The 16,946-nt window shown below is 73.1% G+C and carries 17 protein-coding genes; 4 read left to right on the top strand and 13 right to left on the bottom strand.

Translation table 11 applies throughout. From position 1 onward, the window contains the following. From PKA89_RS19260 to PKA89_RS19215, 10 genes are all read right to left on the bottom strand, one after another. Positions 1–632 (bottom strand): proton-conducting transporter membrane subunit (locus tag PKA89_RS19260; protein WP_324422308.1); only part of this gene is annotated, 632 nt, incomplete at its 3' end. 5 nt (positions 633–637) lie between these two features. Then, positions 638–2,134, bottom strand: a complete 1,497-nt coding sequence (locus PKA89_RS19255; RefSeq protein ID WP_324422306.1) for an NADH-quinone oxidoreductase subunit M — start codon at positions 2,132–2,134, stop codon at positions 638–640. A 4-nt stretch (positions 2,135–2,138) separates the two neighbouring features. Then, positions 2,139–4,001: a proton-conducting transporter membrane subunit gene (locus PKA89_RS19250; protein WP_324422304.1), complete on the bottom strand. Its 1,863-nt coding sequence runs from the start codon at positions 3,999–4,001 to the stop codon at positions 2,139–2,141. 13 nt (positions 4,002–4,014) lie between these two features. Beyond that, positions 4,015–4,317, bottom strand: a complete 303-nt coding sequence (locus PKA89_RS19245) for an NADH-quinone oxidoreductase subunit K (protein ID WP_324422302.1) — start codon at positions 4,315–4,317, stop codon at positions 4,015–4,017. Then, complete coding sequence (locus PKA89_RS19240; protein ID WP_324422300.1) at positions 4,314–4,871, bottom strand: NADH-quinone oxidoreductase subunit J; 558 nt, start codon at positions 4,869–4,871, stop codon at positions 4,314–4,316. Before PKA89_RS19240 ends, PKA89_RS19245 begins: the two co-directional genes overlap by 4 nt. Before the next feature lie 10 nt (positions 4,872–4,881). Then, the gene (locus PKA89_RS19235; protein ID WP_324422298.1) at positions 4,882–5,817 is read right to left on the bottom strand and encodes an NADH-quinone oxidoreductase subunit H; all 936 of its coding nucleotides are present in this window, start codon (positions 5,815–5,817) and stop codon (positions 4,882–4,884) included. Beyond that, on the bottom strand, positions 5,810–7,036 hold the full coding sequence (locus PKA89_RS19230; RefSeq protein ID WP_324422296.1) for a hypothetical protein: 1,227 nt from the start codon (positions 7,034–7,036) through the stop codon (positions 5,810–5,812). Before PKA89_RS19230 ends, PKA89_RS19235 begins: the two co-directional genes overlap by 8 nt. After that, positions 7,027–7,368: an NADH-quinone oxidoreductase subunit A gene (locus tag PKA89_RS19225; protein ID WP_324422294.1), complete on the bottom strand. Its 342-nt coding sequence runs from the start codon at positions 7,366–7,368 to the stop codon at positions 7,027–7,029. The genes PKA89_RS19230 and PKA89_RS19225 overlap by 10 nt, the downstream gene beginning before the upstream one ends. After that, the gene (locus PKA89_RS19220; protein ID WP_324422292.1) at positions 7,365–8,414 is read right to left on the bottom strand and encodes a HAMP domain-containing sensor histidine kinase; all 1,050 of its coding nucleotides are present in this window, start codon (positions 8,412–8,414) and stop codon (positions 7,365–7,367) included. Before PKA89_RS19220 ends, PKA89_RS19225 begins: the two co-directional genes overlap by 4 nt. A gap of 115 nt (positions 8,415–8,529) precedes the next feature. After that, on the bottom strand, positions 8,530–9,246 hold the full coding sequence (locus tag PKA89_RS19215) for a response regulator transcription factor (protein ID WP_324422289.1): 717 nt from the start codon (positions 9,244–9,246) through the stop codon (positions 8,530–8,532). Between the two features lie 210 nt (positions 9,247–9,456). Between PKA89_RS19215 and PKA89_RS19210 the strand changes: the two genes are divergently transcribed. After that, positions 9,457–9,654, top strand: coding sequence for an SHOCT domain-containing protein (locus PKA89_RS19210; protein ID WP_324422287.1), 198 nt, complete (start codon positions 9,457–9,459; stop codon positions 9,652–9,654). A 302-nt stretch (positions 9,655–9,956) separates the two neighbouring features. Then, a complete protein-coding gene (locus PKA89_RS19205; protein ID WP_324422285.1) occupies positions 9,957–10,685 on the top strand; it encodes a F510_1955 family glycosylhydrolase in 729 nt (242 codons plus the stop codon). 47 nt (positions 10,686–10,732) lie between these two features. On the opposite strand, the gene PKA89_RS19200 is transcribed toward PKA89_RS19205, so the two are convergent. The 3 genes from PKA89_RS19200 to PKA89_RS19190 are packed head-to-tail and all read right to left on the bottom strand — an operon-like array spanning position 10,733 to position 13,631. Next, positions 10,733–13,030: a heavy metal translocating P-type ATPase gene (locus PKA89_RS19200; RefSeq protein WP_324422283.1), complete on the bottom strand. Its 2,298-nt coding sequence runs from the start codon at positions 13,028–13,030 to the stop codon at positions 10,733–10,735. 45 nt (positions 13,031–13,075) lie between these two features. After that, positions 13,076–13,294, bottom strand: coding sequence for a cation transporter (locus PKA89_RS19195; protein WP_324422281.1), 219 nt, complete (start codon positions 13,292–13,294; stop codon positions 13,076–13,078). Between the two features lie 43 nt (positions 13,295–13,337). After that, on the bottom strand, positions 13,338–13,631 hold the full coding sequence (locus PKA89_RS19190) for a metal-sensitive transcriptional regulator (RefSeq protein WP_324422279.1): 294 nt from the start codon (positions 13,629–13,631) through the stop codon (positions 13,338–13,340). 76 nt (positions 13,632–13,707) lie between these two features. On the opposite strand from PKA89_RS19190, the gene PKA89_RS19185 reads away from it, so the two are divergent. Further along, the gene (locus PKA89_RS19185) at positions 13,708–14,970 is read left to right on the top strand and encodes a PD-(D/E)XK nuclease family protein (RefSeq protein WP_324422277.1); all 1,263 of its coding nucleotides are present in this window, start codon (positions 13,708–13,710) and stop codon (positions 14,968–14,970) included. After that, positions 14,967–16,865 carry an exodeoxyribonuclease V subunit alpha gene (gene recD, locus PKA89_RS19180; protein WP_324422275.1) on the top strand — a complete coding sequence of 633 codons (1,899 nt, stop codon included), beginning with the start codon at positions 14,967–14,969 and terminating at the stop codon, positions 16,863–16,865. Before PKA89_RS19185 ends, recD begins: the two co-directional genes overlap by 4 nt. Positions 16,866–16,946: the final 81 nt, after the last annotated feature.

Here is a 16,946-nt window from a genome sequence, read left to right as displayed (position 1 = left end):
AAGGCGAGCCCGCCGATGACCCCCATCACCCCGGCCGCCAGCACCGGGGCCGGCGCACCGGCGAGGGCGTCGGCCAGCTCCGGGTAGGACGTCGTCGCGCCCACCCCGTAGAGGAGGCTCACGCCCAGGAGCAGGAGGATGCCGAACAGGGCGCCCACAAGGTAGGTCTTGAGTGCGGCCTCGGCAGCTCGGCCGGTGCGCCCGAGGCCCACGAGCGCGTAGAGGGGGAGGCTTGCGAGCAGGAAACCCACGGCGAGGACCAGCAGGTCGCGGGCTCCGGCGAGCACGAGCACCCCCGTGGTCGCGAAGAGCAGCAGGGCGTAGGTCTCGCTCTCCCGTGGGTCGCCGGGCACCTCGTCGGCGGCGAGCACGAGCACGATGAGGGTGGCGACCGCGGCCACAACGCGGGCCGTCGTCGTCGCGACGTCGACGGCGAAGGCCCCCTCGAACGCCGTGGTCGGGCTGCCCGCCGCCGCCAGCGCCGCCACCACTGACGCGAGCAGGGCGGTCGCGGCGACGACCCGCATCCGCCACTGCCCCGTCCGCGGTGTGAAGGAGCCGCCGAGCAGGCAGATGAGGCCGCCGCCGAAGAGCAGCATCTCCGGCAGCATCGCCAGCGGCCGCATTTCCATCGAGGTCATCCGCTCCACCGGTCGATGACCTCGACGACCTGGGTCGCCGCCGGTTCGATGACGTCGAGGAGCGGACGGGGCGCCAGGCCGATGGCGAGCGACAGGACCAACAGGGGTGCGATGGCCCACCCCTCGTGGGTGCGGACGTCGGTGAAGCCCACCGCCCGACCCCGTGTCTCCCCGGTGAACACCCGCTGGAGCGTCCACAGGAGCACGCCGCTGATGAGGAGGACGCCGAGGAGTGCGACGGCGCTGGCAGGGACCGCGGCGATGCTGCCGGTGAAGATCTGGAACTCTGCGATGAACCCGGAGAGGCCCGGCAGCCCGAGGGAGGCGAAGGCGGCGACGGCGAAGAGAACGGTGGTGCGGGGCGCGCTTCCGGCCAGCCCGCCGTACTCCTCGATCTCGTACGACCCACCGCGCTCCAGGAACGTCCCCGAGAGGAGGAAGAGTGCGGCGGTGACCAGCCCGTGGCTGACCATCTGGGTCACGGCGCCGGTGACGGCGACGGAGCGGGCCTCGGCCGTGCCGGACGCGACGACACCGGCGGCCCCCACGGCGAGGACGACGTAGCCCATGTGGTTGACCGAGGTGTACGCGATCATCCGCTTGAGGTTGCCCTGGCCGAGCGCGACGAGCCCGCCCCACAGGACCGAGACGATGCCGACGACGAGCACGACCCAGGCCCAGGAGCGCCAGGCATCGGGGAGCAGTGGCATGGCGACGCGGACGAACCCGTACGTGCCGAGCTTGAGGAGCACTCCGGCGAGGACGGCGGACCCCACGGCCGGGGCGTCGGTGTGGGCAGGGGGGAGCCAGGTGTGGAAGGGGATGGTCGGTGTCTTGACCGCGAGGCCGAGGAGGACGGCGCCGAGGACGACGACGCCGGTGGTTCCGGTCCCGGCGAGGGGGTTCTGGCGGGCCAGCTCGACGATGTCGAAGGTGTGGGGGTCTGCGGCGAGGTAGAGGCCGATGAAACCGGCGAGCAGGGCCAGGGAGCCGAGGAACGTGTAGAGGAAGAAGCGCAGAGCCGAGCGGGCGCGGTCGCCGTGGCCCCAGCCGGCGATGATGAGGTACATCGCGACGATCGACAGGTCGAAGAAGACGAAGAAGAGCAGGAGGTCCGCGGCGGCGAACAGTCCGAGGCAGACGCCCTCGAGGGCGAGGAACAGGGCGGCCCGGGTCCGCGGCCGGTCGGGGTCGCGCAGGGAGTAGACCGCGCAGGCGAGGAAGACGACGGCCGTCATCGCGACGAGCGGCAGGGACAGGCCGTCGAGGCCGACGTGGTAGCTGCTGTCGACGCCCGGGATCCACGGGACCTGCTCCTCGTAGGCGAGAGAGCCGGGGGCCGGGGACTCGTATCCCCACCAGAGCACCCCGACCAGGGCGACCTCGAGCACCGAGGCACCTACCCACCACCACGCGACGACCCGAGTACCGACGCGGGGCACGAGGAGGGCGAGCGCCGCGACGAGCGGCAGGAACACGGTCAGGGACAGCACGCGGTCACCTCACGACGACGAGGAGGGCGATGCCGGCCGCGACGATCGCGACGGCCTGGACGTAGTACTGGTGCAGCAACCCGGTCTGCGGGCGACGGGCCAGGGCGCCGGCCTGTCGGACCCGGTAGGCCACGCCGCGGACGACACCGTCGACGACGCGGTCGTCCGCTCGCCCTGCTGCGCTCGCCACGGTCGTCACGCCGTGGGCGGTGGCGTCGACCGCGGAGGCGAGGACGTCGTCGACGCGCGCGGCTGACCGGGCGAGGGCGAGAGTGGGACGGACGACGACGGCTTGGGCTGCGTGCTCGAGGCCGAGCCAGGACCGTGCCCAGGCCGGCCGGGGCAGTGGGCGGCGCGCCACCGCAGCGACGACGAGCGCCGCGAGTACGCCGGAGGCGGTGAGCTCGGGGACCGTCGGCTCGACCAGGCTGCCCCCGACCGCCCCGGCCAGTGCCTCGGCGACGGGCGGCAACGCGAGCACCCCGAGGACGGCGGCTCCCGTGGCGAGGGCGACGACGGCTGCGGTCAAGGCTCGGGGAACGACCCCCGTCGCCTCCTCCTCCGTTCCCGCGAGTGCGTCGGCGCGACGTCGCTCCTCGGCGTCGGCAGGCGCCCAGATCGCGCGCAGCGCGGTCCCGGCGTAGGCGGCCGAGAGCAGGGCACCGAGCATGCCGACGGCGTAGAGGGCAGGCGAGCTGTCGAGCGCGGCCGCGAGGACGAGGTCCTTGGTCGCCCACAGCGAGAAGGGTGGGATGCCGGCGAGCGCGAGGAGCCCGACGGTGGCGGCGACCCGCACGACCGGCCAGTGCGCCACCGCTCCCCGCAGCCCGTCTAGCTGCTTGGTGCCGAGGGCCGAGAGCCAGGCACCCGCCGCGAGGAAGAGGCCCGCCTTGGTCGCTGCGTGGGCGACGAGCTGAGCGGTGCCCGCGGCGGTGGCGCCCAGGCCCGCCGCCATGACGACGTAGCCGAGCTGGGCCGAGGTGGAGGCGGCCAGGAGCTGCTTGAGGTCGCCCTGGCCGACGGCCACCAGGCCGAGCGCCACGGCCGTCAAGGCCCCGGCCCACGCCGCCGCCGTGGCCGCCCAGCCGGTCGCCTCGAGGAGGGGCTGGAGCCGCAGGAGGAGGTAGCCACCCATCGCCACCATCGCCGCGGAGTGGAGCAGCGCGCTCACCGGGCTGGGCCCGTCCATGGCGCGGGAGAGCCAGAAGGCGAGGACGAGCTGGGCGGCCTTGCCGAGCGCAGCGACGAGGACACCGAGCGCCACGACGTCGCGCCAGCCCGGGCCCGCCGACGCCAGCTCGTCGAGGTCGAGTCCGGCGCCCCCGGCGAGCGCCGCAGCCGCAGCGACGTAGAGCCCGAGGTCCGCCGTGCGGGTCGTGACGAATGCCGTGAGCCCCGAGCCGACTCGGCGCTCGTCACGCCACCGGAACCCGATGAGCGCGTACGAGGTCGCACCCATGAGCTCCCACGCGAGGAGCAGGGCGGGCAGGGTCGAGGCGGTGACGGTGAGCAGGGCAGCAGCCGCGAAGACGAGCATGAGGCCCTGGAAGCGGGCCGGGGACTCCCGCACGTCTCCGACCGCGGCGAGCAGGACCAGGGTCGTCACGAGCGCCACGGTCGGGGCGACGACCGCCGCCAGGCCGTCGACGCTCATCGCGAGGTCCGATCCCGCGACGAACGGCACCCCGACGGCCGGGCGCTCCACTGCGACGGCCAACGAGAGTCCCGTGGTCACGAGGGCCGCCGCCACCCCGAGGACCGGGGCCGGCCGGCCCAGCCGTCCGGGGAGGACAAGGAGCGCCGCGCCCACCGCGGCGGGGAACAGCACGAGCGCCCAGAGCAGCGCGTCGGCGGTGGAGGAGGTCATCACGTCACCGCGCTCATCCCGACAGCTCGGTCGCGGAGTCGGTCATGTCGCTCCCCCGTGCCCGGTGCCAGAGCGTCGCCACGGCGAAGCCGGTCGCCATCTCGACCGTCATCGCGGCGAGCACCACGAGGAGGAGGACCTGCCCGGCGGGATCGGGTGCGAGGAACCACCACATCGCCCCGGCGGCGAGGATCACGGCGTTCACCATGACCTCGAGGCCCATCATCACCATGACGACGACCTGCTGGGAGATAGCCCCGTAGAGGCCCACCGCGAACAGGGCGGCCGCGACGAGCAGCACGAGCTGGAGGGTCATCCGCCCACACCCCCTCGTGCGGGGTCGCGGGGCGGTCGCCTGTCGAGATCGTCGCCGAACCGGTCGTAGCGGGTGCGGTGTGCGGCGAGGACGATGCCTCCCACGATCGTCGCCACCATGACCGGGCTGACCACGACCATGACCAGCATGTACGGCCCCATCGTCGCCTCACCGAGGGCGCGGGTGACATCGGGAGCCGGTACCCCGCGGCGGACCGGCCAGTCGACGAGCAGCGCCCCGGAGCCGAGGACGACGAACGCACCGACGGAGACGACGAGCGCCGCTCGCTTGGAGTGGACCATCGACATCGGCATCAGCGCGGGGTTCATCCCCATGTACATGACCATGTAGACAGCCATGACCGCCATCTCCATGAGCATCATGAGCACCGTGACGACGCCGAGGTAGTTCTGCTGCAGCAGGATCAGCACGAAGCCGACCGCGACGAAGGAGAGCGCCAACGCGTAGGTGGCGCGCGCCATCGAGTCGACGACGAAGACGAGCACGGCCGAGACGACGGCGACCAGGCCGAGCAGCCAGAACGTGACATCCACGAGCACGTGATCAGCCCCTCCAGGCCGCGACGACAGCGACGACGAGGTCCTGGACGAGCACGGCGGGGAGGAGGACGACCCACCCGACCTCCATGAACAGCTCGGGCCGCACGGTCGGGATCCGGCGGCGCGCCGCGACGAGCACTGCAAGCAGCACGGCGGTCTTCACCAGCACCCAGGCCCAGCCGGGCAGCAGGGGGCCGGCCCCGCCACCGAGGAACATCGGGACGGCGAAGGCGGCGCCGGCCGTCAGGAGGGCGTATCGACCGGCCTGGACGAGGAGTCGGTCGACCCCGGAGAGCTCGACGAGCACGCCCCCGGCGAGGTCCCGGCCGGCGGGCGGGTTGAACGGGCCCCACACGGAGAACGCGAGGACACCGAGGCAGTAGACGGCGAACGCGACCGGCATCCAGACGACGAACCAGAGGTCGGCCTGGGCCGCGGCGACCGCCCCGACGTTCAGGCTCGCCGCGGCCACGGCCGGTGCGACGAGCGCGAACATCAGCGGCAGCTCGTAGGCGAGGGCGAGGGCGAGGAAGCGGTACCCCCCGATGAGTGAATGGGCCGAGTTCGCCCCCCACCCGGTGAGCCAGACCAACGCCCACACGGCCACGTCCATGGTGTTGAACCAGACGACCCCGACGTCGAGGTCGCTGAGCACCAGGTCGCCGAGCGGGACGACGGCCACCATGAGAAGCGCGGCGACGAGCAGCCCGCCCCCACCCACCCTCCAGAGGAGGGTGTCCGCCGACAGCGGCGCTCGCCGACGCTGCCGCAGCAGCCGCACAGTCTCGTCGAAGGGGCGGGTCAGGGCCGGACCCCTGGGGAGGCCCTCCGCTCGAGCCCCGATCAGGGCATCCAGCGCCACTGCACCCGCAGCGTAGGCAGCGAGCAGCACCGCGGCGGGGAAGGCCCAGCCGCCGGCCAGGGTCGTGACCTCACCCATGGCGCGCCCCCTCCCTCTCCGAGGTCGGGGTCGGGGTGCCCAGCGTCGCGACCACGAGCCGAGCGACGGCGACATCGCAGTCGCGGACGAGGGCCCCCCACCTAGCGACCGGCACGACAGCAGGTCTCACGTCGTCGCCGTCCGCTGTTCCCGCGTACGAGTGGGCCGCGGCGATGGCCCGCTCGACCAGCCGCAGGAGCCGGTCACGGCAGTCGCCCGAGACCTCAGGGGGGAGCCCGAGCTCCTCCGCCCGCTGTGGGGCGATCACCCCGACCCCGCGCAGCGACCACGCAAGGAGCCGAGAGTGCTCGAGCCGGTGGCGCACGTCGACGAGGAGGGCGCGCGCGTCGTCGCCACGGTGGTCGAGGAGGGCGTCCCGGGCGGACCGTGCCAGCTGCTCGGCCTCGACGGCACCCGCCAGGGCGAGGAGTGCCGCGACCTCGTCGCAGCGACGGGCAGCTCGGGTCGCCGGCGCGTCCTCAGGTGAGGTGTGCGATTCGTGCTCGTCCAGCAGACGGGCGCTGGCCTCGACCACGAGGTCGCCGTGGAGGGCCAGGTCGAGGACGAGCCCGGCCGGCCAGTGCGGCAGGACGGGGCCCAGGCGGACCGGCAGGGCGTCCATCTCCAGCCCGTCGCGGTCCTCGTCGGACCCCTCGGCGAGCGGGATGCCGTCCGGCGCCATGTCCATGTCGCCATGGCCCATGTGGGAGTGCTCCATCCCCTCGTGACCCTCGTGGTCCATCCCCCCGTGACCCTCCTGGTCCATCCCCCCGTGACCCTCCTGGTCCATCCCCCCGTGACCCTCCTGGTCCATCCCCCCGTGACCCTCGTGGTCCATCCCCCCGTGACCGTCACCGTCGGACGACAGGTCGGGGGCCGTCCGGCTCTCCGCGTCCAGAGCCTGCCCACGCCCGTCGGCGAGCGCACCGGCGAGGTCGTCGAGTGCGGCATCCACGTCCTCCACGGTCAGGACGACGGCCCGGGCACGCGGACCGGGCATTGCGTCCCACACCCCCTCGACCACCGTGCCGAGCTCTTCGCCGACCCCCCCGGCCACCACGAGGGCATCGGCGCTCGCGGGAGACTCCGCCGTTCGCCAGCCGCGGCCCCGGGCCGCCCGCTCGACAGCGACCCGGACGCTGAAGCCGCCCCCGCCCTCGACGACGAGGACCCGCGTGGCACGCAGGGCCCGACCGGCGAACCACCCGCTCAGACCCATCGCAGCGCCCCCTCCCGCCACGCCCAGGCGACGGCGACCATCAGGGCCCCGAGGAACACGAACATCTCGGTGACGGCGCTCGCCCCGAGGTCGGCGACGACGACTGCCCATGGGTACATGAAGAGCATCTCGACGTCGAAAGCGAGGAAGAGCAGCGTCGCGAGGTACCAGCGGACGTGGTAGCGGGAGAGCGCATGCGCCTCGGGAACCCAGCCCGACTGGTACGGGACGGTGCGCAGGACGGAACGCCACGGGACGAGCAGCCAGTGCGCCGCGTACAGCAGGGCCACTCCGAGCAGGGCGACCGCCCCCGTGGCGGCCAGGCCGGTCATGCCGGGCCTCCCGGGTCCAGCGGTAGGCGTATCTCGAAGGTGGACCCGCGGCCGGGGCCGGCGCTGCGCGCGGTCAGCGAGCCACCATGGGCGTCGACGATGGCTCGGCTGATCGTCAGCCCGATTCCCGATCCGCGGTCCTTGCGGTCGCGGGCAGTGTCCCCGCGGTAGAAGCGCTCGAAGACGTGGGGCAGCTGTGCCGCGTCGATCCCTTCCCCTTCGTCGATGACATCGAGCACGGCCTCGGCGCCGTCGACGCGCGACTCGAGGTGCACCTGGGAGCCGATCGGGCTGTGCCTCAGGGCGTTGTCGAGCAGGTTGCCGAGGACCTGTCCCACGCGCTGGGGGTCGACCCGGACGTGGGCGTCGCGGCCCTCGCGCCGGTCGAGCGAGAGGCCCACTCCCTTCTCGGAGTACCTGGCCTGCATCACCGAGTGGGCGTTGTCGATCAGGCGCGAGACGGGCACACGACGGGGTTCCAGGCTGAGCCGGCCCTCTTCGGCGCGGCTGACGTCGTCGATGTCGGCGGCCAGCCGCGCGAGCCGGTCGACCTGCTGCCCGAGCACCGCGCTGGTCTCCGGTCCCCAGGTGGTGACCCCGTCGTCGAGGGCCTCGAGGTACGCGGTGCAGGTGGCGACGGGGGTGCGCATTTCGTGCGCCAGGTCGGTGAGCAGGCGTCTGCGGGTGTCCTCGGTGACCTCGAGCCGGGTGGCCATCGTGTTGAAGGAGTGCGCGAGCGCGTCGAGCTCGGATCCGGCACCCGTCGGCGCAACGCGGCGGTCGTAGCGGCCACGGGCAATCTCTCCGGCGGCGGAGGAGAGCTCGGCCAGTGGGCGGCGGAGCCGTCGCGCGAGCACCCAGGTGACCAGCCCGGCGGCGGACAGCGCGACGACGAACGCGACACCGAGGGAGAGCAGACTGGCATCGAGGTAGGCCCGCTCGACGTGGAGCAGCTCACTCGGGTTGAGCCGGCCCTCGGCGCGCAGGAGGTGCTCGTGGAACAACGGCGGGCCGACGAGCGCCGCGTCGCCACCCGCGGTGACCACGCTGGCGAGAGGACCCCCAGCTGGGCGAGCATCAGCCGTGTCGCCAGGCTGCGGGCCGGCTTCACGCCGTCGTCGACGGGAGCCGACCCCTCGGCGGCGACTTCACGGTCGGCGGTCATCCCGGTCCCATCCGGTAGCCGACACCACGCACGGTCTCGACGTACCGGGGGGATGCCGGGTCGTCGCCGAGCTTGCGCCGCAGGTGAGCCACGTGGACGTCGACGAGATGCTCGTCCCCGACCCAGGCCCGGTCCCAGACCTCGTCGATGAGCTGGCGTCGGGCCCAGGCGTAGCGGGGCCTGGCCGAGAGCACGTCGAGGATGTCGAACTCGGTGCGGGTCAGCTCGACGGGCCGGTCGGCCACGGTCACCACCCGGGCGCCCGGCTCGATCCGCAGGTCGCCGAACACCCGGGGCGGCGCCTCTGCCGGCTCGCCCGGTGTACCGGTCCGGGGACGGCGCAGCACGGCCTGCACGCGGGCCACGAGCTCTCGCGGGCTGAACGGCTTGGTGATGTAGTCGTCGGCCCCGACGGACAGCCCGACGAGCCGGTCGGTCTCCTCGGCGCGGGCGGTGAGCATGAGGATGTAGCAGTCGGAGAACGTACGCACCTGCCGGCAGACCTCCACCCCGTCGAGCCCGGGCAGGCCGAGGTCGAGGACGATGACGTCGGGCCGGCTCTCCCGGGCGGCACGGACCGCTTCCGGCCCGGTCTCCGCTCGCGCTGTCGCGTACCCGGCTCGCTCCAGGTACGTGCCAATCATCGCGGCCAGGGCGGTCTCGTCGTCGACGACGAGCACCGTCGCGGGGGTGGTCTCGTCCGGTCCGGGCACCTCGGCAGTCTTACCGATCCGGACCGGAGAGAAGCCAGATGGTCGCAGAGGCACGGCGATCCTTCGTCGTTTCTTCATGGAAGGTCGACCGGTTCCTGACGCTTGCCGCGTTCGATGGACCTCGACGGACCGTGACGGCGGGCGTCCGCGGCGGGAGGTGGCGACTCGATGGGCTCGGGTGGATGGATGTGGGCAGGGCAAACATGGGTGATGGGCGTCGCCGTCCTCGGGACCCTGCTCCTCTGGGCTGTCGTCGTCACCGCCATCGTCCGTATGCTGCGCCCCCGCGACCCACCGCGGACCGCCGACGCCGAGTCGCTGGGCGGTCTCGAGGAACGGTTCGCCGCGGGCGAAATCGGCATCGACGAGTACCGCTCGCGACGGCAGCGCCTCGTCGACGGCCATTGAGCCTGGCGCGCACCCGCCCTCCTTCACCGGTGCACCATCCAGACCCCTTCCCCACGGAGACAACCCACACCATGACCCCGTTCTGGCCCCTGAGCCGGTGGAACCCACGAACCCCACGATGCCGGGCCGGTACCTTCCTCATTGCCGCCGGGCTCGGTCTGGTCCTCACCGGATGTGGGAGCACCAGCGAGACAGCCGCGGCGCCGACGCCGGCCGGGTCCTCGACCACGCCGTCGGAGAGCGTCTCCCCCACCTCGTCCTCGACCCAGGACCGGCCGCGGCCGACCGGGTCGCCGCGCCCGATGGGCCACATCCACGGAGTCGGGCGCGACGCCACCACCGGTGACGTCGTGCTCGCCACGCACGGCGGGCTGTTCCGCATCGATGCCTCCGGGCCGACACCCGTCGGTCCCGTCGTCGATCTCATGGGCTTCGCCATCGCGGCCGACGGCAGCTACCTGGCCTCCGGGCACCCGGGCACCACCACCGAGCTCCCGAACCCCGTCGGACTGATCCGCTCGACCGACGGAGGCGCGACCTGGACGTCGCTCTCCCGCGGCGGCGAGTCGGACTTCCACGGGCTCAGCGCCGGCTCCGGCCTCGTCGCCGGGTTCGACGGCACCCTGCGCGTCAGCACTGACGGCGGCCGCACCTGGGAAGCGCGCCGGATGCCGTCTGCACCGCACGTGCTGGCCGTCTCCGCCTCGAGCGAACGCGTGCTCGCCACCACCCAGGACGGGTTGCTCCACAGCGACGACGGCGGGGCGTCCTGGACCCGAGTGACGACGCCGGAGCTCCTGGTTGCCGTCCACTGGGCCGACGACGAGACCGTGGCCGGTGTCGATGTCGCCGGCCGACTCGTGCTCAGCGAGGACGGGGGCACGACGTGGCGGACCGGGCCGACCTCGCTCGGTGAGGTGCAGGCGGTCCATGCCTCGAGGACGCCCGACGGCGTCGAAGTTCTGGCGGTCGCGGGCGACGCGGTGCTCCGGACGACCGACCTGGGAGCCACGACCGAGCGCCTGCTCTGACATCGGCCCGCCGAGGTGATGGTATGGGCCGACGGCCGACCATCGGCTCAGCGACTCGATGCCTCCGGGCTGCTCGAGCGGAACCCGCGAAGCCGGAGGCTGTTGCTCACGACGAAGACCGAGGAGAAGGCCATGGCGGCGCCCGCGATCAGCGGGTTGAGCAGGCCGAGCGCGGCGAGCGGGATGGCGGCGACGTTGTAGGCGAACGCCCAGAAGAGGTTGCCCTTGATGGTGGCCAGGGTGCGTCGGGAGAGCCGGATGGCGTCGACGGCCGCGCGCAGGTCACCCCGGACCAGGGTGAGGTCGGAGGCCTCGATGGCGACGTCGGTGCCGGTCCCCATGCTGATCCCGAGGTCCGCAGCGGCCAGCGCCGCGGCGTCGTTGACGCCATCGCCGACCATGGCGACGACCCGGCCCTGCTGCTGGAGGGCGCGGACGACGTCGACCTTGTCGGCGGGCAGGACCTCCGCGTGGACCTCCTCGATCCCGACCCGTTCAGCAACGGATCGAGCGGCGCGGGCGTTGTCGCCGGTGAGCAGCACCGGGCGAAGCCCGAGCCCCTTGAGATCGGTGACCGCCTCGGCGCTGGTGGGCTTCAGGGTGTCGGCGACGACGAGGACACCACGGACCTCGCCGTCCCACCCGGCGACGATCGCACTGGCACCGCGCGACTCCGCGTCGGCCACGGCGGCCGCGAGGGTGTCGTCGAGGTGCAGGGCCCAGTGCGAGGCCAGCCACGCCGGGCGCCCGACGACGACGGCGTGGCCGTCGACGACGCCCTGGACGCCGAGCCCCGCGGAGGAGGTGAAGTCCTCGACCTCCGGGAGCGAGGCGCCGAGCCGTGCGGTGGCGCCGGCAGCGACGGCCTGGGCGATGGGGTGCTCGGACGCGGCCTCGAGGGCCCCGGCGGTGCGCAGCAGGTCGTCGGCCTCGACACCTGCCGCGGGGGTGGCGTCGACGAGCCGCATCGCGCCGGTGGTGACGGTTCCGGTCTTGTCGAGGACGATGGTGTCGACGACCCGGGTGGACTCGAGGATTTCCGGGCCCTTGATGAGGATGCCGAGCTGGGCGCCGCGGCCGGTGCCGACGAGCAGGGCGGTCGGGGTGGCCAGGCCGAGGGCGCACGGGCAGGCGATGATCAGCACGGCGACGGCGGCGGTGAACGCGGCCGAGGCCGGGTGTCCGGTGGCCAGCCACACCAGTAGCGTGACGAGCGAGAGCCCGATGACGATCGGCACGAACACCGCGGAGACCCGGTCGGCGAGACGCTGGACGTCGGCCTTGCCGGTCTGGGCCTCCTCGACCAGCCGCGCCATCTGCGCGAGCTGGGTGTCGGCGCCGACCCGGGTGGCCCGGACGACGAGCCGGCCGCCGGCGTTGACGGTCGCCCCGACGACGGAGTCACCGGGACCGACCTCGACCGGCACGGCCTCCCCGGTCAGCATCGAGGCGTCCACGGCCGAGGTCCCCGACTCGACGACGCCGTCGGTGGCCACCTTCTCGCCAGGACGGACCACGAACCGGTCTCCCACGGCGAGCTGCGAGACCGGGATCCGGACCTCGGTGGCGTCGGCGCCGGAGCCGCGAAGGACCGCGACGTCCTTGGCGCCCAGGTCGAGCAACGCCCGCAGCGCCGCACCGGAGTCACGCTTGGCGCGCGCCTCGAAGTACCGGCCGGCGAGGATGAACACGGTCACTGCCGAGGCGACCTCGAGGTAGATCTCCGGCTCGCCCCCGGCAGAGCCCGGCAGCAGGGTGAAGCCCATCCGCATCCCGCTGTGCCCGGCGGATGTGAAGAGCAGCGCCCACAGCGACCACAGGTACGCCGCACTGACGCCGACCGAGATGAGCGTGTCCATCGTCGCCGCCCCGTGGCGGGCGTTGGTCCACGCGGCCCGGTGGAAGGGCAGCGCACCCCACACCACGACGGGTGAGGCCAGGGTGAGGCTGACCCACTGCCAGTTGTCGAACTGCAGCCACGGGACCATGGCCAGCAGCACGACCGGGACGGTGAGCCCCGCCGAGACCACGAGGCGCTGCCGCCACGCGGCGGCCTCGTCCGGTTCGGCCGGCGGCCGCTCCTCCGCGACGTCCTGAGCGGGTGGGGCCGGGACCTCGGCGGTGTATCCGGTGGCCTCGACCGTCGCCACGAGGTCGGCAGCTGTGACGCCGTCGGGGAAGACGACCTTGGCCTTCTCGGTCGCGTAGTTGACCGTGGCGGTGACGCCGTCGATCTTGTTGAGCTTCTTCTCTATGCGGGCCGCGCAGGAGGCACAGGTCATGCCTCCGATGACGAGCTCGGTCTCGTGGCCGAGGTCGGCGTTCGAGGTGGGCTGTCCGGTCATGGGCTCTCCTTCGGGCGCCAGCGCCGCCGGCGCGGTGGATCGGGGTCAGGAGGCGAGCTGGTAGTCGCCCGCCTCGTCGAGCGCGGCGACGACGGCGTCGCGCTCGAGGGGGGTTGCGCTGGTGACGGTGACGGTCGAGGTCGCGCCGGCGACGAGGTCGACGTCGACGTCGGTGACGCCGTCGATTTCCTTCAGTTCGCTGGTCACGGCGTGCACGCAGTGCCCGCAGGTCATGCCCGTGACGGGGTAGGTCTGGGTTGTCATTTCTGTTCCTTCCGGTTCTCGATGGGGGTCGTACTGGCGAGGCTCAGGAGCGGACCAGACGGGCGATCGCCTCGGAGGCCTCCGTCAGCTTCTCGTCGGCCTCCTCGCCGCCAGCGCGGACCGCGTCGGTGACGCAGTGCCGCATGTGCTCGTCGAGCAGCCCGAGGGCGACGTTCTCCAGCGCCCGGGTCACCGCGGAGACCTGGGTGAGGATGTCGATGCAGTACGTGTCGTCCTCGACCATCCGTTGCAGGCCCCGCACTTGGCCCTCGACCCGGCGCAGTCGGTTCAGGACCGCGTGCTTCTCGCCGATGTAGCCCGGCACGGTGTGGGTCATCACTGCTCCTCTCATACCCCTAAGGGGTATCTGACAGTTCCGAAGTTATACCCCCCACGGGTATGAGTCAAGAGAGGTGAGGGCCGGCGCCGAGGCAGGCTTTCCCGACACCCCGGCCCGCGCCGCCGGCCCTACGCAGAACACGACGACGTCCGCGGTGCAGCGGCTGCTCATGCACCGCGACCCCTCGGTGGTCGCTCCCACCAGCATGCGGCCCGCCCCTGATGCCGTTGCGCTGCGGGCGATCCGCGCCCTGGCGACACCCGACCTCGCGGTCGAGGTGGTCGAGGCCCGACCGGTGCCGGCCTACCGGCCTGCATTGACCGGGCGACCTGGCCTGTCGCTCGCCGTCCTCGACCGGCCGCTCGACGCCACCTGGCGTCGGACGTCGTACAGCGCGCTCACCGCGGTGGCCCACGATGCGCCGCGCTTGGGTAGCGAGCCAGAGAGCGAGGGCAAGGACGACGAGTTCGACCTCGAGCCGGTCGATGCGGTGGCGGCCGGCGCCGACACCCCGTTGGGCGAGGTGGTCTCGGCCTGGGACGCCCTGCCAGCGGGCCCGGCCTTCGGCACCCTCGTGCACTCGGCTCTGGAGGAGGTGGCCGACCCTTCCGACGCGAGTCAGCTGCGGACGGCGCTGGTCCGCAACGCCTCTCGCATGACCAGCGGCCTTGCCGTCGGCGCGCTGGCCGACGCGTTGGCCCTGGCCGCGGTCACTCCGCTCGGGGCCCTCGCCGGCGGCCGCACGCTCGCCAAGCTCGTGGGCGCCGACCGGCTGCCCGAGCTGGACTTCGAGCTGCCGCTGGCCGGCGGGGACCAGCCCACAGCGGTCGAGCCCGTGCTGACCGGCCTCGTCCCGTTGTGGCGCAAGCACTGCAGCACCGGGCTGCTCGCCGGGTACGCCGACGCGCTGGTCGAGCTAGAGCCGGCCCCGCTGCGCGGCTACCTCACCGGCAGCATCGACGCCGTCCTGCGGGTACGTGACGGCAGCGCGGTGAGCTACCTCGTCGTCGACTACAAGACCAACCGCCTTGGCGGTTACGACGAGCCCCTGACCGCCTGGCACTACCGAACCGAGGCCCTCGAGACCGCGATGGTCGAGGCGCACTACCCGTTGCAGGCGTTGCTGTACGGGGTCGCGCTGCACCGCTACCTGCGCTGGCGCCAGCCGGGCTACGACCCCGACGTCCATCTCGGCGGGTCGCTGTACCTGTTCTTGCGCGGGATGTCGGGGCCCGACGTCGTCCTGCCGGACGGCGGAGCGCCCGGGGTCTTCGCGTGGCGGCCGCCGGCCGCCCTGGTGGTCGAGGCCTCCGACCTGCTATCGGGTGGACGATGACGGCCCCACCGGAGGTCGCAGCCTACGAGCCGACGGTCCCTCGGCGCGCCGCCGGGCTGTTGCGCGACTTCGCCCGGGCCGGAGTACTCACGGCGGCCGACGTCCACGTGGCGCAAAGGCTGGGCGTCCTGGGCGGTGAGGGCGACGAGGCGGTCCTGCTCGCGGTGGCGCTGGTCGTGCGGTCGACCGCTCTGGGCTCGGTGGTGATCGACCTGGCGGACGTGGGCGACACCTGGGTCGTCGACGACCTTCAGGGCGAGCCGTCGTCCGGCGTCGTGGCGTCGGCCGACCCGCCCTGGCCAGACGACGGGTGGGTCGCGCGGTGCGCCGCCAGCCCGCTCGTCGGCGAAGGGCGCCCCGTTCGGCTCCAGGGCAGCCGGCTGTGGCTGGCCCGATACTGGGAGCAGGAGCAGCAGGTCGCCGACGAGCTGCTCACCCGCTCGGCGAGCCGACCTGACGACGTCGACCTGGACCAGTTGCGGCGCAGTCTCGACCGGCTGTTCGGTGGCGGCGCGAACGTCGACCCGGACCAGCGCACGGGTGCGGCAGTGTGTGCGCTGACGCGGATCAGCGTGCTGGCCGGCGGTCCGGGCACGGGCAAGACCACCACGGTGTCGCGGCTGCTCGCGGCGCTGCGCGAGCAGGACCCCGCGTGCCGCATCGCGCTGGCCGCGCCGACCGGCAAGGCGGCCGCGCGGCTGGAGGAGGCGGTGCGGTCGTCGACGACCGACCTGTCGGCGGCTGACCGCGAACGGCTCGGTGAGCTGTCAGCCGTCACGCTGCACCGGCTGCTGGGCTGGCGTCCGGGGGCGCGCAGCCGGTTCCGCCACGACCGCACCAACCGGCTGCCCTACGAGGTGGTCGTGGTCGACGAGAGCTCGATGGTGTCGCTGACCATGATGTGCCGGCTGCTGGAGGCGCTGCGCCCCACCACACGGCTGGTCCTGGTCGGCGACCCCGACCAGCTCGCGTCGGTGGAGGCCGGGGCGGTGCTGGGTGACCTGGTCGACCGCACGACGACCGGACGGCGCACGCCTGAGCTCGCCGAGCGACTACGAGCCGTGCTGCCCGGCACCGACGTTGAGGAGCAGCCCGTCACCGCGTCGGCGCGGATGCGCGACGGCGTGACCATTCTGCGCACCAACCACCGTACGGACGTTCCGGCCATCGCCGAGCTTGCGCGCTGCGTGCAGATGGGCGACGCCGCGGGAACGCTCGAGCTGCTCCGGTGTGGAGAACCGGGCGTCGAGCTGGTCGAGGTGGACGACGACGCCCGGCTCGGACCGGCCGAGCTGTCCGGGGTGCGGGCCGACGTCCTAGCCAGCGGCGCCGCACTGCACGACGCGGCCGTGCGGGGGGACGGCGCGGCCGCCGTCCGCGCGCTCGACGCGCATCGGCTGCTGTGTGCGCACCGGCTCGGCCAGCGCGGCGTCGCGCACTGGTCGGCACTGGCGGCCGGCTGGCTGGCCGAGCAGCATCCCGACCTGCTGCGACCGGACGGCCACCACGTCGGCCAGCCGTTGCTCGTCACCACCAACGACTACGAGATCGGGCTCTACAACGGAGACACAGGCGTGGTGGTGGACGACGGGCGCGGCGGTCTGGTGGCCGCATTCGGCCGCGGCGGCGAGCCGGTGCTCGTGCCGGTCGCGCGGCTCGGCGACGTCCGGCCGCTACACGCCCTGACCGTGCACCGCAGCCAGGGCAGCCAGTTCACCCGGGTGACCGTCGTCCTACCGCCCGCGGACTCGCACCTAGGCACGCGCGAGACCGTCTACACGGCCGTCTCGCGCGCGACGCACCATGTGAGAGTTGTCGGAAGCGCTGATGCCCTAGCCGCCGCCATCTCTCGGCCGGTGGCCCGGGCGACCGGTTTGCGCCAGCGGCTGGCCTGAAATCGGATCGGCTCCGCTCCGATTGAGGGCTCTTCACGGATGAGCGTGGGTCGGGATCTGTAGTCCTCCGGCGATGAGGAG

Origin of the sequence: Phycicoccus sp. (assembly GCF_035325325.1) — a bacterium.
In the GTDB taxonomy this organism is placed as follows: Bacteria; Actinomycetota; Actinomycetes; order Actinomycetales; family Dermatophilaceae; genus Phycicoccus.
This window is presented reverse-complemented; position numbering and strand designations above follow the sequence as displayed.

What these genes read in the sequence shown, in the direction of transcription:
- PKA89_RS19195 (WP_324422281.1), bottom strand. Translation starts at nt 13,294, where the DNA reads ATGACAACCCAGACCTACCCCGTCACGGGCATGACCTGCGGGCACTGC.
- PKA89_RS19230 (WP_324422296.1), bottom strand. Translation starts at nt 7,036, where the DNA reads ATGGGTCTGAGCGGGTGGTTCGCCGGTCGGGCCCTGCGTGCCACGCGG.
- PKA89_RS19245 (WP_324422302.1), bottom strand. Translation starts at nt 4,317, where the DNA reads ATGACCCTCCAGCTCGTGCTGCTCGTCGCGGCCGCCCTGTTCGCGGTG.
- PKA89_RS19205 (WP_324422285.1), top strand. Translation starts at nt 9,957, where the DNA reads ATGGGCCACATCCACGGAGTCGGGCGCGACGCCACCACCGGTGACGTC.
- PKA89_RS19225 (WP_324422294.1), bottom strand. Translation starts at nt 7,368, where the DNA reads ATGACCGGCCTGGCCGCCACGGGGGCGGTCGCCCTGCTCGGAGTGGCC.
- PKA89_RS19210 (WP_324422287.1), top strand. Translation starts at nt 9,457, where the DNA reads ATGGGCGTCGCCGTCCTCGGGACCCTGCTCCTCTGGGCTGTCGTCGTC.
- PKA89_RS19200 (WP_324422283.1), bottom strand. Translation starts at nt 13,030, where the DNA reads ATGACCGGACAGCCCACCTCGAACGCCGACCTCGGCCACGAGACCGAG.
- PKA89_RS19250 (WP_324422304.1), bottom strand. Translation starts at nt 4,001, where the DNA reads ATGACCTCCTCCACCGCCGACGCGCTGCTCTGGGCGCTCGTGCTGTTC.
- PKA89_RS19190 (WP_324422279.1), bottom strand. Translation starts at nt 13,631, where the DNA reads ATGACCCACACCGTGCCGGGCTACATCGGCGAGAAGCACGCGGTCCTG.
- recD (WP_324422275.1), top strand. Translation starts at nt 14,967, where the DNA reads ATGACGGCCCCACCGGAGGTCGCAGCCTACGAGCCGACGGTCCCTCGG.
- PKA89_RS19235 (WP_324422298.1), bottom strand. Translation starts at nt 5,817, where the DNA reads ATGGGTGAGGTCACGACCCTGGCCGGCGGCTGGGCCTTCCCCGCCGCG.